Raw genomic sequence first — 14,547 nt, 5'->3', positions numbered from 1 at the left:
TGTCCTCGGTCCGACTCAGAAGAAGTCCTGGAGCCACCGTTTCACCGGAGCCAACCATTTCTCGACTGCTGGCGAGCGCTGCGCGCCCGAGGAGAACCCGCTCCCAAGCGCCACCTGCCGCGCCCCGTAGAGCACGAGCCCGGCCGGCACGGCCATGCGGGGCGACTCGACGCTGTCGGCGAGGCCCCGGAGCCGCTGGCCGGGCACCCCGCACCGGGCTGGCATCGCGAAGACCTCCCGCGCCAGCTCCACGATCCCGGGGGTGACCGCGCCGCCCCCGGTCAAGATAACTCCGGCGGGAAGACGCTGATGATAGCCTGCGCGCGTCATTTCGTCGAGCGCGTACTCCAGGATTTCCTGAAACCGCATATGCATGATGTGGCCGAGCACCCGGCGGTCCGCCGAGCGGGTGCCCTGGGCCGGCGTCGTGGGCAACTGGAGCATCTCGCCCTCGGTCACGAGCGGCTCGTAGGCCGCGCCGAACCGCTCCCGAAGCCGCTCCGCGTCCTGTTGCGTCACCTGGAGCCCGTGGATGATGTCGCCCGTCACATGCCCGCCGGCGCAGAGGAGCGACGCGGTGTGCCGGATCTTGCCGCTCTGGAAGATCGACACGTTGGTCGAGCCGCCGCCCAGCTCGACCAGCGCGCAGCCCAGCTCGACTTCATCCGGCGTGAGCACGGCGAGCGAGGCCGCGAGCGGCTCGAGGACGAACTCCCCGACCTGGTAGCCCGCGCGCTCGACGCACTTTCGCAGGTTCTGCATGACGCTCGCGAGGACGGTGACCAGATAGACCTCGGCCTCGAGCCGCGAGCCGGTCATCCCGATCGGCTCGTCGATACCGCCCTGCTGGTCGATCAGGTACTCCTGCGGAATGGCGTGCAGCAGCTCATGATCTCTGGCGAAGGAGGTGTTGCTCGCCATGTCGTTCACCCGGGCGACGTCGCCGGTGCGGATCTCGTCGCCGGTGACCGACACCATGCCGCGCGAGCTGCGCCCGGCCACGTGCTCGCCGGCGATGCCGCAGTAGACGGTGCCGACCTCGACGCCCGCCATGCGCTGGGCGTCGCGCATCGCCTTCTCGATGGCGCGGCTCGTCTCCTCGACGTCGCGCACCACGCCGCGGCGCACCCCGTTGGTGCGCTCGACGCCGAGCCCCAGGATCTTGGCCCCGGCCTCACGCCCGTCGCCCACGACTTCGGCGACGATGCCCACGACTTTGGTCGAGCCGAGATCGAGCCCGGCGACGAGGCGCTGAGGTTGCGCGCTCGTCCGTCCGCTCACGCGCCGGCTCCCGCGGTCGTCCCCGAGCTCATCGAGCGCACGATGACCTGGCCGGAGAAGCGTCCGTCCAGCTCCTGATAGCCGCGGTTGCGCCGGGCCAGATCCTGTACGACTGCCGTCACCGCCCGTATGTCCTCCGCCGTTGCGTTACCCCTGAGCCAGAGCCGCCGTCCTCCGAGATCGAGCAGCACGTCGCCCCGTATGTCGGAGGCTGTCGAAATTCGCGCAAAGAGCGCCGGGTCCGCGTCGCGCACCACGTCGAGCACGCCGGCCACCACCGAATCGGCGCGCACGACGACGGGGAGATCGGGCGCCGCGAACGCGGGATCATAGGGGAGCAGCCTGCCCCGCGCATCCAGGGCGGCGAGCCCCTTGGCGCCGCGCGGCGTGAGCGCCACCGGTTCCCGCTCGACAACGGTCACCACCAGCGTGCCCGGCAGCCGGCGCCCGACATCGGCGCGCTCCACGCCCGGAACCGAGAATACTCTGCGCGCCAGGACGTCGCGATCGTCGAAGACCGTGGCCCGCGGCCCGAGCCGGAGCGCCGCCGCGACCGCTTCCGGCGCGAGATAGCGCGCGCCGTTTACTTCGATGCGCCGAACGCGAAAGAAATCGAACCGCCTGAGCACCACGGGCCCACCGAACCACACGAGCAGGCCGAGTGCCAATGCACCCGCGAGCCCGGCCACCACCGTCAGGCGGCTTGCAACCACCGCACCAGCTCGGGCCCGACCCGCGTGATGTCGCCGGCGCCGAGAATGAGCACCACGTCGCCCGGGCGGAGCGCATCGCGAACCACGCGCCCGAGCGTGTCGCGATCGGCTGCGAACTCCACTGCCGCGCCCGCCTTGGCTGCGGCGCGGGCCACGTCCCGTCCGCTCACCCCGGCGATGGGCTGCTCGCGGGCCGCGTAGATCTCGGTCACGATGACGACATCGGCCCGGGCCAACGCCTCGCCCATTGCGGCGCCGTGCTGCGCGGTGCGCGAGTAGAGGTGCGGCTGGAACACGGCGACGAGCCGACGCCCCGGAAAGGCCTGTCGCGCCGCGGCGAGCGTCGCGGCCAGCTCCGAGGGGTGGTGGGCGTAGTCGTCCACCAACGCCACGCCGCCGAACTCGCCCAGCCGCTCGAACCGGCGGCCCACGCCGCGAAATCCGCGCAGCGCATCGAGCGCGGGCTCCGGCTCGGCCCCGGGTGCCATATGCAGCGCCGCTGCGAGCGCACCCACCGCGTTTCTGAGATTGTGCAGGCCCGGCACCGTGAGCTGGAGCGCAAGCGGCGCGCGGTCGGGCATGCGCACGGTGGCTGCCGTACCCTCGGCATTCTGCCGCACGTCGTAGATGCGGATGCCGGCATCCGGCGCGAGACCAAAGCTCACAGCGCGCGTGTTCACGCTGCCGGCGAGCCGGGCTCCCACTTTCCGCGCTCCCGCGTCATCGGCGCCCAGGAACGCCGCCTCCGCGCGCCCGGCGAATTCGGTGAACGCATCCTCGAGGGCGGCCACGCTCCCGTAGCACTCGAGATGATCCGGCTCGACGTTGTTCACGATGGCGACCGTGGGTTCGAGCGCCAGAAACGCCCGATCGTACTCGTCCGCCTCGACCACGAAGAGCGGATCGACCGCCGGCCCGCGGCTGCCGGCGGGTTTGCCCGCAAGCCGCGCGTTGCCGCCCCACGCCGCCACCCTCCCGCCCGCGATGCCGGTGGGCTCCTGCCCCAGCGCGGCGAGCACCTCCGTCGCCATTACCGTCGTGGTGGTCTTGCCGTGGGTACCGCTCACCGCAAGCGTGCGGGCACCCGCCACCAGCTCGGCCAGCGCCACCTTTCGCGGCACCACCGGCACCCCGAGCGCCCGCGCGCGCGCGAGCTCCGGATGATCGCTCGGCACCGCCGCGGTGTGTACCACGGCGCGCGCGCCATCGACGTGCGCGGCCGAGTGCCCCTGCTCCACCGGGACGCCGAGCGCAGCGAGGTCATTCGCGCCGGCCGGATCGGCGTCGCACCCGGTTACCGTGATCCCGCGGTGGCACGCGATCAGCGCCAACGCGCTCATCCCGGCGCCGCCGATGCCAACAAAGTGGACCGGCCGTCGATCCTCGGGATTGAACAGTGCCATGGTGGATGAGCCAATGTAAGAAGCCGCCTCGGATTCTAAAAGGCCGGCCGCGACACCCCTGCCAGCGCCAACAGCCGCCGCGCAATGTCGCGCGAGGCGAAGGGCCGGCCGCGCGCCCGTGCCGCTTCAGCCATTGCGTAGCGCCGCGCCGGAACCTCCAGCAGGCGGCCCACTTCGCCACCCAGCCGCTCCGGGGTCAGGTCCCCCTGCGAAAGCAGCACCGCCGCGCGCGCATCCGCGAGCACCCGCGCGTTCACGGTCTGATGATCCGCCGCCGCCGTGGGGAGCGGAACCAGGATGCTCGGCAGCCCCCAGGCGCACAGCTCGGCCACCGTGATCATGCCGGCGCGGGAGACCACGAGGTCGGCGACCGCGTAGCCGTCGGCCATCGGATCGAGGAAGTCGATCACCTGTACCGTGGGCGGCCGGTGGTAGCGGGCAAACTGCGCGTACGTACGTTCCCCGGTCACCCAGAGCACGCTCGCACCCGCCGCAAGCCCCGCATCGAGCCACCCGGCCACCGCCTGGTTGATGGCGAGCGCACCCTGGCTCCCGCCGGTCACGAGCACGACCGGCCGCGTCGCTGCTGCGTCGAGCCCGAAACGCGTGCGCGCGGCGGCACGCCGCTCCGGCGTCGGCGGCGTGATGGGATTGCCCGTGTCGAGCACGACGGTGCGCTCGCCGGGCGTGAGATGCCCCCGCGCTTCCGGCAGGCCCAGGTAGATCTCGTCCACCCGCCCGGCGAGCCAGCGCGTGGCGATGCCCGGGAACGCGTTCTGCTCCTGCACCGCGCTGGGCACGCCTCGTCGCGCCGCCCACCACACCACCGGTCCGCTCGCGTATCCCCCGGTGCCGAGCACGACCGCGGGCTGCTCCTCGCGAAACAGCGCGCCGAGCCGGCGCACGAGTCGCGCCGCCACGAACGGCCAGCGCGCGTTCTTCCACCAGGTGCGGCGGTAGATCGGCTCCGACGGCAGCAGATGGTAGCGGAAGTCCCGGCTCCGGAGGATGCCCGCCTCGACACCGCGCCGGGCACCCACGAGGACCGGTTCGATGTCGCGATCGAGCTCCCGCAAGGATGCCGCGATCGCGAGCGCCGGCATGAGGTGGCCGCCGGTGCCGCCGCCGGCGATCAGGATTCGACGCGACGATTGCCTCGCGCTCAGGCGGTCAGTCGCTCCGCGCGGCGTGCGCGCTCGTGACCGTGCGACCCGACGGCCGGCCGGCTGCTCCCCTTCCCCGGCGCTCGCCCTGGCGCCGCTCGGCCGTCGTCCGCGCCTCGCTTCGCCGCTCGCCGGTGCGCCGCTCGGTCTTTCCTCGGAGCCGGCCGATGTTGATCAGGATCCCGGTGCCGGCGAGCGAGATCACCTCGCTCGAGCGGCCGTACGACATGAACGGCAAGGTGAGTCCCGTGGTCGGCATCATCCCGAGCGAGACGGCCATGTGCATGAACGCCGTGAGCCCGATCGTACAGGTGAGGCCGACCGCGAGGTACTGCCCGAACGGATCCGATGCCGTTCGCGCGATGCGAAGCCCGAGCCAGACGAAGAGCGCGAAGAGCAGCACAATGAAGAGCACGCCGATGAATCCCCACTCCTCGCCGATCGTGCTGAATAGAAAGTCCGAGTATGCGTACGGCAGGTAGCCCAGCTTCTGGTGCCCTTCGCCGAAGCCCAGGCCGAGCCATTGCCCCGACCCGATGCCGATGAGCGATTGATGGATCTGGAATCCGCCGGCGAGCGCGCCCTCGCCCGGGTTGAGGAACGTGTGCAGTCGGGCGAACCGGTACTGCGCATCGGTGATCTGGTGGAACACCGCGATCATGCCGACGGCGCCGAGGATTACGAAGTGACCGATCTTGGCACCCGCGCTGAAAAGCACGAGTCCGCCGAGAAACGCCACCAGCGTCGCCATGGAGAGGTTGGGCTCGAGCACGATGAGAAGCGCGACGAAGCCGAGCACCAGGATGAACGGCAGCACCCCGCGTTTGAACTCGCGAATCTGCGCGCCCTTCTTGGACGCGAGCATCGCGCACCAGATCACGACGGCGAGCCGCGCCAGCTCCGACGGCTGGAAGTTGGCGGGGCCGAAGTTCACCCATCGGCGCGCGCCGTTCACCGTCGGCGCGATGGCGCGGGTGAACGGCAGGAGCGGCAGCAGCAGGAAGACGATCGTGACGAAGAGCAGCGGCCACGCCCAGTCGCGCCAGCGCCAGTAGTCGGTGCGGGAGAGCCAGAGGAGCAGCACGCCACCCACCACCGCACCTCCGAGCTGCCGGAGCGCGAAGGTGGCACCCACCGTCTCGCCGCGCAGCGTGACGAGGCTCGACGCACCGTAGGTGGCGGCGACGCCAAAGACCAGCAGCACGAGCGTGATCACGCCGAGGAGCCGCGTCTCCCACCTGAGCTCGCCCGGATGGCGCACGGCTCGGCCCATCACATCGCCTCCACGGCGGCGCGGAACCGGTCGCCGCGCTCCTCGTAGTTGGTGAACATGTCGTAGCTCGAGCAGGCGGGCGAGAGCAGCACCGCGTCACCCGGACGGGCGAGCCGCCGCGCCGCGGCGAGCACGGCGCCGAAGTCGCGGCCGCCGCGCTCGAGCGGCACGGCGCCCGCGAGGTCCCGCGCGACGAGCGGCTCCGCCTCGCCGTAGGCCACCACGGCCCGGCACCGCCGCTCGAGCAGCGGCACGAGCGGCGTGTATGGCGCGCCCTTGTGCCGCCCGCCCAGCAGAAGGACGAACGGCCGGTCCACGGCGGCCAGGGCCACCTCGGTCGCGGTCACGTTGGTCGACTTGGAGTCGTTGATCCAGAGCACGCCGCCCACCTCGCGCACCGGCTCGACCCGATGGGGAATGGCGCGAAAGGTCGTGAGGCCATGCGCAATCCGATCGATTGCGCCGCCCGCCTGCCGCACCGCGAGCGCGGCGGCGAGCGCGTTGGCGACGTTGTGGTCGCCAAGGAGCGGGAGCGCATCGCGCGCGAGGAGTGGAACGTCGCCGAGCATGAGGCGGCGGCCGTCACGGTCGTACCAGCCGTCCGCGCGTGCCAGCGTCGAGAAGCGCAGGTGGGTGCCGGGCACGTTTGCCACCATCGCGCGCACCGCGGCGTCGTCCGCGTTGGTGACCCACACCGACCCGGCATCCGCGTGCGCAAAGAGCAGCGCCTTGTCCGCGTAGTACGCCTCCAGCGCCGTGTATCGGTCCAGATGGTTGGGCGACAGATTCGTCAGCACGCCCACCGCGGGCCGGAGGTGCGGCGCGTCGTGCAATTGGAACGAGGACAACTCGAGCGCGAGCCACGCGAGTGCGGGCCGCTCCCCCGATTCGGCGCGGAGCACCACGTCCGAGAGCGGGCGCCCGATGTTCCCCGCTGCCTCGGCCGCGAACCCGGCGGCGCAGAGCAGATGCGCGATGAGTGCCGTCGTCGTCGTCTTGCCGTTGGTTCCCGTGATCCCGATGCAGCGCGTGCCCCGGAGCTCGGCGAAGCCCAGGTCCACTTCCGCCACGATCTCGAGCCCCACACGGCGCGCGGCCTCGAGCGGCGGCGCATCGGGGGGCACGCCGGGCGACACCACCACCGCGCACGACTCGGCGATCGTGATCAGGTTGTGGCGGCCCAGCTCGACCGTCGCGCCTGCGTCGCGCAGCACCCGGGCCTGCCGCTCGAGTCCATCATCTTCCCCCACGTCCGACGCGTACACCGGAAGCCCCCGCGCGCGGAGCAGCAACGTCGCCGCGACACCGCTCCGTCCGAGCCCTACCACCGATACGAGCCGCCCGCTCGACCGCCAGCGCGCAATCAGGCTCGCGTCGGGCACGGCATGCGCCATGTCAGCGCACCTTGAGCGTGGAGAGGGCGACCAGCGCGCAAAGGAGCCCGAGGATGTAGAACCGCGTCACCACCGTCGTCTCCGCCCAACCCAGCTTCTCGAAGTGATGGTGCAGCGGCGCCATGCGAAAGACGCGATGCGCGTCGGCGTACTCCCGCCCGCGCGTGCGCTTGAACCACCTGTAGGTGCCCGTCTGCACCAGCACCGAGCACGCCTCCGCCACGAACACGCCCCCGATCAGGAGCAGCAGGAACTCCGCCTTGAGCAGGATCGCCACCGTGCCGAGCGCGCCGCCGATGGCGAGGCTGCCGGTGTCGCCCATGAACACCTGCGCCGGATGCGCGTTGAACCAGAGGAAGCCGATCGCACCGCCGGTGAGCGCCGCACAGAAGACCGTGAGCTCGCCCGCGCCCGGCAGATAGAACACGTTGAGGTACGTCGTGACGTCCACCCGCCCGAAGATGTAGGCGAAGACGGCAAAGGCGAACGCGGCGATCCCCGCGAGCCCCGTGGCGAGTCCGTCGAGTCCGTCGGTGAGGTTGACGGCGTTGCTGGTGCCGGTGATGACCACGGTGACGAAGACGACGTACAGCCAGGGCGCGAAGTTGACGACCAGATACTTGAAGAACGGGAGCGTGGTCGCCGTGGCAGGGATGGTGTCGGTCGGCACCACGGGCTCGAAGTACAGAAAGAGGCCGAGCAGAATCCCGAAGGTGCACTGGCCGACCAACTTGTACTTGGCCACCAGTCCCCGCGACTTGCCCTGCACGATCTTGAGGTAGTCGTCGACGAACCCGATGCACCCCATCCAGAGCGTCGACAGCATCGCGACCACGACGAAGCGGTTGGTGAGCGGAGCCCAGAGGAGCGTGGGCACGATGGTGGCGAGCAGGATGATGAGCCCGCCCATCGTCGGCGTGCCCCGCTTGCCCTGATGGCTTGCCGGCCCATCGGCCCGCACGACCTGGCCGATCTTCCGGGCCCGCAGCCGGTCGATGATCGCCGGCCCGCAGAGAAACGACACCAGGAGCGCCGTAACCGTCGCACCTGCGGCCCGGAACGAGATGTAGTTGAAGAGATTGAAGATGATCCAGGTCTTGCCCAGCGGCGCGAGCAGATGATAGAACATCAGTCCTCGGCGGAGATCAGTGCGCGCGGGCCACGAGAGCGGGAAGTATACGTTCGAGCGCAACGCCGCGGGATGCCTTGAGCACGACGACCTCGTCACCCCGGAGCCGCTCCGCGACGAGCGGGGCGATCGTTTCGGCATCGGGCGCCGTCACCAGCCTCGCGCCGAGCTGTGCGGCGTGCGGCGCGAGCGCGGGCACGAACTCACCGACGGCGCCGAGCAGGTCGGGCTCGAGCGCCACGAGCGCCTGCGCCACTTCGGCGTGGAGTCGCGCGGCGTCGGGGCCCAGCTCGCGCATCGTCCCCGCGACGAACACGAGCCGGCGCCCCCCGCGAAGATCGGCGGCCGTGGCGATGGCCGCACGGAACGACGCGGGGTTCGCGTTATAGGAGTCGTCGAGGATCGTGAGGGCGCCCTCCTGACGAAGCTCGCTCCTGCCGGCAGGCACTGTGAACCTGCCGAGCGCGCCTGCGGCCGCGTCGAGGTCGAGCCCGAGCTCGCGCGCGACGGTCCACGCGAGCATCGCGTTTTCCGCCAGGTGGCGGCCCGGGTAGGGCAGCGTGAACCGGCGGCCATCGACCTCGACCGTCGCGCGGCCGAGCGAATCGATCGCGACCCTCGTCGGAACCCGGTCCGCGTCCGCGAGTCCCGCCGTCACCACGCGCCTTGCAAGCTCGCGCGCGCCCGCTGCGAGCGCGGGCGGCTCCCGCCCCACCACGGCGAGCGCCACGCCGCGCGCGAGCGCGAGCTTCTCGGCCAGCACGCCGGCGAGCGAACCGAAACCTTCCAGGTGCCCGGCCGTCGCGTTGGTGATGACGGTAATGGCGGGATCGATGATGTCACGGTAGCGCGCGATCTCACCCGGCAGATTGGCGCCCGCCTCGACCACCATCGCCTCGACGTCCGGCGGCCCTTCGAGGATTGTGGCTGGCACGCCGACGAGATTGTTGAGATTGGCCCGCGTTGCATACGTGCGGTAGCGGGTCGCGAGCACGGCCGCGAGCATCTCCTTCGTGCTCGTCTTGCCGTTGCTGCCGGTGACGGCGACGACCGGGCCGGTGAGCCGCGCCCTGCGCGCGTGCGCCAGTGCGCCGTATGCACGCAGCGTGTCGTCCACCGCGAAGAGCCGAAGCCCCGCGACCGGCGCAGTGCCTCGGCGAACCACCGCGCCGATGGCGCCGGCCGAGGCGGCGGCCGCGAGAAAGCCGTGCGCGTCGAACCGCTCGCCGGCGAGTGCGACGAAGAGCGCGCCCGGGGCCAGACGGCGCGTGTCGGTCGAGATGCCGCTGAAGACTAGGCCGGCGGCAGCGGCCTTTGCCGCGCTCTCGCTCGTCGAAGCAGGCACGGGAGCGGCGAGCGCCCGCCGCACCTCGGCCTCGGTCCAGGTGGTGCCGCGCGCCGCGTTGGGCGCGGCCGTCGCGTCACCTGCCACGGCCGTCCGACTCTCCCACCGCGCGCGCCACGATGTCCCGCTCGTCGAACGGCAACTTATCCGTCCCCACGACCTGATACGTCTCGTGCCCCTTGCCGGCGAGCAGGATCGTATCACCCGCGCGCGCCGCGTCGAGCGCGGCCGTTATCGCCGCGTAGCGATCGGTGGCCCTGAGATGCCGCGCGCCGCCCATCCCGCGCTCGATCTCGTCGATGATCGCGTCCGGATCCTCGGTGCGCGGGTTGTCCGACGTCACCACCGCAAGATCGGCCAGCTCGGCCGCGAGCCGGCCCATGATCGGCCGCTTGCCGCGGTCGCGGTCGCCGCCGCAGCCGAAGAGCACGATGAGCCGCCCGCGGGTGAGCGGCCGGAGTGCCCGGAGCGCGCGCTCGAGGGCGTCCGGCGTGTGCGCGTAGTCGCGAAGCACGACGCAGGGGCGCGCGCTGATCCGCTCCATCCGCCCCGGCACCTGGGGCGCCGCGCCCAGCCGCCCCGCGACCTCCGCCGCCGAGAGGCCAAGCGTGAGCGCGCACGCCGCCGCGCCGAGCGCGTTCACCACGTTGAAGTCGCCGAGCAGTGGCAGCGTCACGGCGACGTCGCCAAAGCGCCCGGAGAGCGTGAAGCGGCTGCCGGAGGCGTCGAGATCGAGCGCGGTCGCGCGCACCTGGGCCGCGGGCGCAAGGCCAAACGTGACCCGCGGCTCCCGCACGCGCATCGCCGCCCAGGCGCCGTCGTCCGCGTTCACGACTTCGGCGCCCGTCGTGCCGAGCAGGGTCGAGAGCTTGAGCTTGGCGGCGAGGTACGCCTCCATCGTGCCGTGATAGTCGAGGTGATCGCGGGTGACGTTGGTGAAGATGCCGGCGGCAAACGTGAGGCCGTCGAGGCGGCCCTGATCGAGGCTGTGGGACGACGCCTCCATCGCGACGTCGGTGACGCCGCGCGCCGCCAGCGCGGCGAGCGTCGCCTGCAGGTCGATGGGCCCCGGGGTCGTCAGCGTGCCCGCGGTGGAATCGACGCTTGCACCCGCTCCGTCGAGCGCCCCGATGGTGCCGATGCTCCCCGCGGTGCCGCGCGCATTCAGCAGGTGGCGCACCAGCGACACCGTGGTCGTCTTGCCGTTGGTGCCGGTAACGCCCACGAGCCGGAGCCGGCGCGCGGGATCCTGGTACCAGGCACGGCCCAACGCGAGCGCGGCTCGGCGGCCGTCGCGCACCACGGCGCAGGCCGGCGTATTCGCCGGTCCGTTGCCGGCCGCACCGGCCGCCCGATCGTCGCGCGCATCGGGCGGCAGCTCGACCACGAGCGCCGTCGCACCGCGCCGCAGCGCGTCTCCGACGAAGCGGTGGCCATCCGTCCGCGTGCCGCGCACGGCCACATACGCCGCCCCCGGCGACGCGGTCCGGCTGTCGTCCGTGAGTGCCGTGAGCGGGCCGGGCGCGCCGGTGCTCGAAATCAAGAGGTCGTCCCGCCGGAGAACGTCGAGCAGCTCGCTCCAGCCGAGACTCACGGCGCCGCTCCCGCCCAGACGATCACCGTGGTGCCCGGGAGCATTGGCTGGCCCGCCGCCGGCGACGTGCGCGACACCCGGCCCACGCCGCGCAGATCAACCCGGAACCCGCGACGATGCAGCGCGAGCGCCGCATCGCGCACGTCGCTCCCCGCCACGTCCGGCACCGGAAGCGGTCGCGGCGCCGAGTCCCCCCCGCGGATGGGCCATTCGACGACTGCCGCCGGCGCGCTCGGCGCCGCGGCGGGTTCGGCATCGGCATCCGCGGCGCCGGCGGCTCGGGCTTGCGCGCCAGCCGGGCTCGCCGAGTCGGCCTCGGCCAGCCGGCTTCGATCGATCGCGATGCGCCGCGACGCCAGCGCCTGCTGCAGCATGCTCTTGGTGAGCGGCGCCGCGGTCTGACCGCCGTAGTATGCGCCCTTCGGATTGTCGATCTTCACGATCACGACGAGCTGCGGATGGTCCGCCGGAAAAAGCGCCGCGAACGACGCGGTGTACTCGCCGTGCACGTAGCGCCCGCCGGAAAACCGCACCGCCGTGCCGGTCTTGCCGAGCAGCGCGTAGTTGGCAAGTTGCGCCCGCTCGCCGGTCCCGCCCTCGCCGACGACGCCGGCGAGGAAGCGCCGGAGCCGCGCCGCCACCTCGGGCCGCACCGCGTGCCGCACCGGCTCGGGGTCGTGCCGGTACAGCAGCGAGCCGTCGGCATCGCGCACCTCGCGCACCAGCGTGGGCGTGAGCAGCACGCCGTCGTTCGCGATCGCGCCATAGGCCGCCGCGAGCTGCACCGGCGTCACCCCGAACTCGTAGCCCATCGCGACGCTCGCCCGCGTGTAGAGCGGTTGCCACTCGTCCGGCCGCTCCAGCCGGCCGCGCGACTCGGAGGGGAACTCGATCCCGGTGGGGCTCCCGAAGCCGAAGTCACGCAGCACGCCGAACTGCTCCTCCGGCGAAAGCCGCTGGGCAAACTTGCTCATCGCGATGTTGCTCGATACCTGGATCGCCTGCGCCAGCGTGAGCCGGCCCGGGTTGCGGTGGGCGTCGGTGATGATGCGCACGCGCCCGCGGCTATTGACCGGCATCCGCCACACGCCGTTCTCGCCGGCCACCGTGTCGGTGCTATCGACCCGGTGGTACGTGAGCAGCGCCGCGGCCGTGAACAGCTTGGCCGTGGACCCGGGCTCGAACGGGTCCGTGATGCTCGACGCCCGCTCCCCGGCGCCCGGCCCCCCGGCGGTCTGGCGCGACGCGATCGCCAGCACCTCGCCCGTCGTCGGATCGAGGAACACGATGTCACCGCCGTCCGCCTTGAGGCTCGCGAGCGCCGACTCGAGGCTCCGCTCGGCGATCTCCTGCAGTGACGCATCGAGCGTGAGATACACGTCGTCGCCCGCGCGCGGCTCGCGGACCCGCCGCGACGGCGAGTCGTAGCGGCGCCCCGCGCGATCCTTGAGCAGCACCGCCTCGCCCGGCACGCCGGTGAGCAGCGAGTCGAGCGCCAGCTCGAGGCCGGACCCGCCGGCGCCGGTTTCGGCCGCGAGCGTGCCGATCACCGGCCGGGCGAGATCGCGTGCCGGGTAGAATCGCAGGAATTCGCCGTCGAGGTGCACGCCGCGAACGTCGTGGAGCGGTTGCACCTGGCTCGCGGTGAACGGGCCCCCGTAGTAGATCCAGTGCCGCGAGCCGCCGAGGTCCCGCTCCACCGACGCCGTGGGCAGTTTGAGCTGTGCGGCGACCGCGCGCACGGTGCCGCGGCGGTCGGTCACTTCATTCGGCGCGATGCCGACGTGGTAGAACTCCTGCGTGACGGCGAGCGGCACGCCGTTGCGATCGAAGAGAGTGCCGCGGCGCGCCGGCAGCACCGCGTGCTCGGTCCGCTGCGCCGACGCCTCGCGCGACCAGCGCGCTCCCTGCACGATCTGCAACTGCGCGGCGCGCGCGATCACCGCGCCGATGCCCAGCAGGAAGCAGAACTCGAGCGCGGCGATCCGCGCGGCGGGCCTGGCCATCAGCGCGAGTCGCGCGCGGCGCCGGTCGCGACCGCGGGCACCGTGAGCAGGATGAATTCGTTGTCGGCCGGGAGGTGGAGCCCGAGGTCGTGCTCGGCGCGCGGCACCAGCACCTCGCGTCCCGATGCCTCACGGATGCGCCGCTGGAGATCGGCCCGCCGCGCTTCGAGCGCCACGCGCTGCTCGCGCAGCTCGCGCACTCGGCGCGCCGTACCCCACGCCGCGGTCTGCCGCGCGACCACCACGCCCGCGGTACAGAGGAAGAGCGTCAGCCAGAACACCAGCCAGTGGCGTCCCTTAAGCTCCATCGGCAACCTGGAAGAGCCGGAGCCTGGCGCTCCGGGCGCGGGGGTTCACGGCAAGCTCGTCCGCATCGGGCACGATCGGCTTCCGCGGCGCGGTGCGGCCCAGCGGCCGCCCGCGGCAGGTGCACACCGGTTGGGCCGGTGGACAGACGCAGGCCCGGCTCCACTCCTGGAATGCATGCTTGACCAGTCGATCCTCACCGGAATGGTAGCTGATGACCGCGAGCCGCCCGCCCGGCCCCAATGCGTCGCGAAAGGCCGGCAAGGCGCGCGTGAGGCTCGCGAGCTCTTCGTTCACCGCGATCCGCACCGCCTGGAAGATCCGCGCGAACTCCGCCGGCCCGGCGCGCGGCCCGAGGACGGCCCGGATCGCGTTCACCAGATCGTCGCTGGTCTCGAACGGACGGCGGGCGCGGCGCCGCGTGATTTCCGCGGCGAGTCGGCGCGCGCGAGGCTCGTCCGCGTACTCCGCGATGTATTGCCTGAGCGCGCGCTCGTCGGCGGTATTGAGCAGCTCCGCCGCCGTCGGCCCCGCGCCAGCCATCCGCATGTCGAGCGGCGCGCCGGGCCGGAAACTGAACCCCCTCGCTTCGTCGTCGAGCTGGCGCGACGAGACTCCCAGATCGAGCAGCACCGCGTCCGGGCGAAACCGCGCCACCGCGTCGAGCGCCTCGGGCGCGGCGTAGTCGGCCTCGAGATAACTGATGCGATCCTCGCCGAGCCGGGTGTGCGCGATCCTGATCGCATCGGGATCGCGGTCGATGCCGAGCACCTCCGCCCCGGCAGCGCGCAACGCCTCCGCGTGGCCGCCGTCGCCGAGCGTGGCGTCGACGGCGCGGCTGACCGGGCCGAGCGCCGCCAGGAGCGGCGCCAGGAGAACGGGTCGATGATACGCGGGCCCCGGCGAGGACGTCATCGGCGCGAGACGGGCTCGGTCCCCC

12 protein-coding genes are annotated in these 14,547 nt (G+C 72.1%); all 12 read right to left on the bottom strand.

What is annotated here, in order from left to right; genetic code table 11:
• Positions 1-15: 15 nt before the first annotated feature.
• From ftsA to rsmH, 12 genes are read right to left on the bottom strand one after another with little or no spacing between them, the layout of a single operon-like run.
• A complete protein-coding gene (gene ftsA / locus VFW66_15515; protein HEX5388107.1) occupies positions 16-1,281 on the bottom strand; it encodes a cell division protein FtsA in 1,266 nt (421 codons plus the stop codon).
• On the bottom strand, positions 1,278-1,994 hold the full coding sequence (locus VFW66_15510) for an FtsQ-type POTRA domain-containing protein (GenBank protein HEX5388106.1): 717 nt from the start codon (positions 1,992-1,994) through the stop codon (positions 1,278-1,280). Before VFW66_15510 ends, ftsA begins: the two co-directional genes overlap by 4 nt.
• The gene (gene murC, locus VFW66_15505; protein HEX5388105.1) at positions 1,976-3,397 is read right to left on the bottom strand and encodes a UDP-N-acetylmuramate--L-alanine ligase; all 1,422 of its coding nucleotides are present in this window, start codon (positions 3,395-3,397) and stop codon (positions 1,976-1,978) included. The genes VFW66_15510 and murC overlap by 19 nt, the downstream gene beginning before the upstream one ends.
• A 35-nt stretch (positions 3,398-3,432) precedes the next feature.
• Complete coding sequence (locus VFW66_15500; protein HEX5388104.1) at positions 3,433-4,530, bottom strand: UDP-N-acetylglucosamine--N-acetylmuramyl-(pentapeptide) pyrophosphoryl-undecaprenol N-acetylglucosamine transferase; 1,098 nt, start codon at positions 4,528-4,530, stop codon at positions 3,433-3,435.
• A 37-nt stretch (positions 4,531-4,567) separates the two neighbouring features.
• Positions 4,568-5,833 (bottom strand): putative peptidoglycan glycosyltransferase FtsW, encoded by a 1,266-nt coding sequence (locus VFW66_15495; GenBank protein HEX5388103.1) that lies wholly within the window; start codon positions 5,831-5,833, stop codon positions 4,568-4,570.
• The gene (gene murD, locus VFW66_15490) at positions 5,833-7,227 is read right to left on the bottom strand and encodes a UDP-N-acetylmuramoyl-L-alanine--D-glutamate ligase (GenBank protein ID HEX5388102.1); all 1,395 of its coding nucleotides are present in this window, start codon (positions 7,225-7,227) and stop codon (positions 5,833-5,835) included. Before murD ends, VFW66_15495 begins: the two co-directional genes overlap by 1 nt.
• 1 nt (position 7,228) lies before the next feature.
• Entirely contained in the window at positions 7,229-8,356 is a 1,128-nt protein-coding gene (mraY, locus tag VFW66_15485) for a phospho-N-acetylmuramoyl-pentapeptide-transferase (GenBank protein ID HEX5388101.1), read from the bottom strand.
• A gap of 16 nt (positions 8,357-8,372) precedes the next feature.
• Complete coding sequence (gene murF / locus VFW66_15480; GenBank protein HEX5388100.1) at positions 8,373-9,788, bottom strand: UDP-N-acetylmuramoyl-tripeptide--D-alanyl-D-alanine ligase; 1,416 nt, start codon at positions 9,786-9,788, stop codon at positions 8,373-8,375.
• The gene (locus VFW66_15475; protein HEX5388099.1) at positions 9,778-11,295 is read right to left on the bottom strand and encodes a UDP-N-acetylmuramoyl-L-alanyl-D-glutamate--2,6-diaminopimelate ligase; all 1,518 of its coding nucleotides are present in this window, start codon (positions 11,293-11,295) and stop codon (positions 9,778-9,780) included. The genes murF and VFW66_15475 overlap by 11 nt, the downstream gene beginning before the upstream one ends.
• Positions 11,292-13,301, bottom strand: coding sequence for a penicillin-binding transpeptidase domain-containing protein (locus VFW66_15470; protein ID HEX5388098.1), 2,010 nt, complete (start codon positions 13,299-13,301; stop codon positions 11,292-11,294). Before VFW66_15470 ends, VFW66_15475 begins: the two co-directional genes overlap by 4 nt.
• Positions 13,301-13,609 (bottom strand): hypothetical protein, encoded by a 309-nt coding sequence (locus VFW66_15465; protein HEX5388097.1) that lies wholly within the window; start codon positions 13,607-13,609, stop codon positions 13,301-13,303. The genes VFW66_15470 and VFW66_15465 overlap by 1 nt, the downstream gene beginning before the upstream one ends.
• Positions 13,599-14,522 (bottom strand): 16S rRNA (cytosine(1402)-N(4))-methyltransferase RsmH, encoded by a 924-nt coding sequence (gene rsmH / locus VFW66_15460; GenBank protein HEX5388096.1) that lies wholly within the window; start codon positions 14,520-14,522, stop codon positions 13,599-13,601. Before rsmH ends, VFW66_15465 begins: the two co-directional genes overlap by 11 nt.
• Positions 14,523-14,547: the final 25 nt, after the last annotated feature.

It is taken from the genome of Gemmatimonadales bacterium, from assembly GCA_036279355.1.
Classification (GTDB): Bacteria; Gemmatimonadota; Gemmatimonadetes; order Gemmatimonadales; family GWC2-71-9; genus DASQPE01.
The sequence above is the reverse complement of the archived record's forward strand: the minus strand, read 5'-3'. Positions and strand labels throughout refer to the sequence as shown.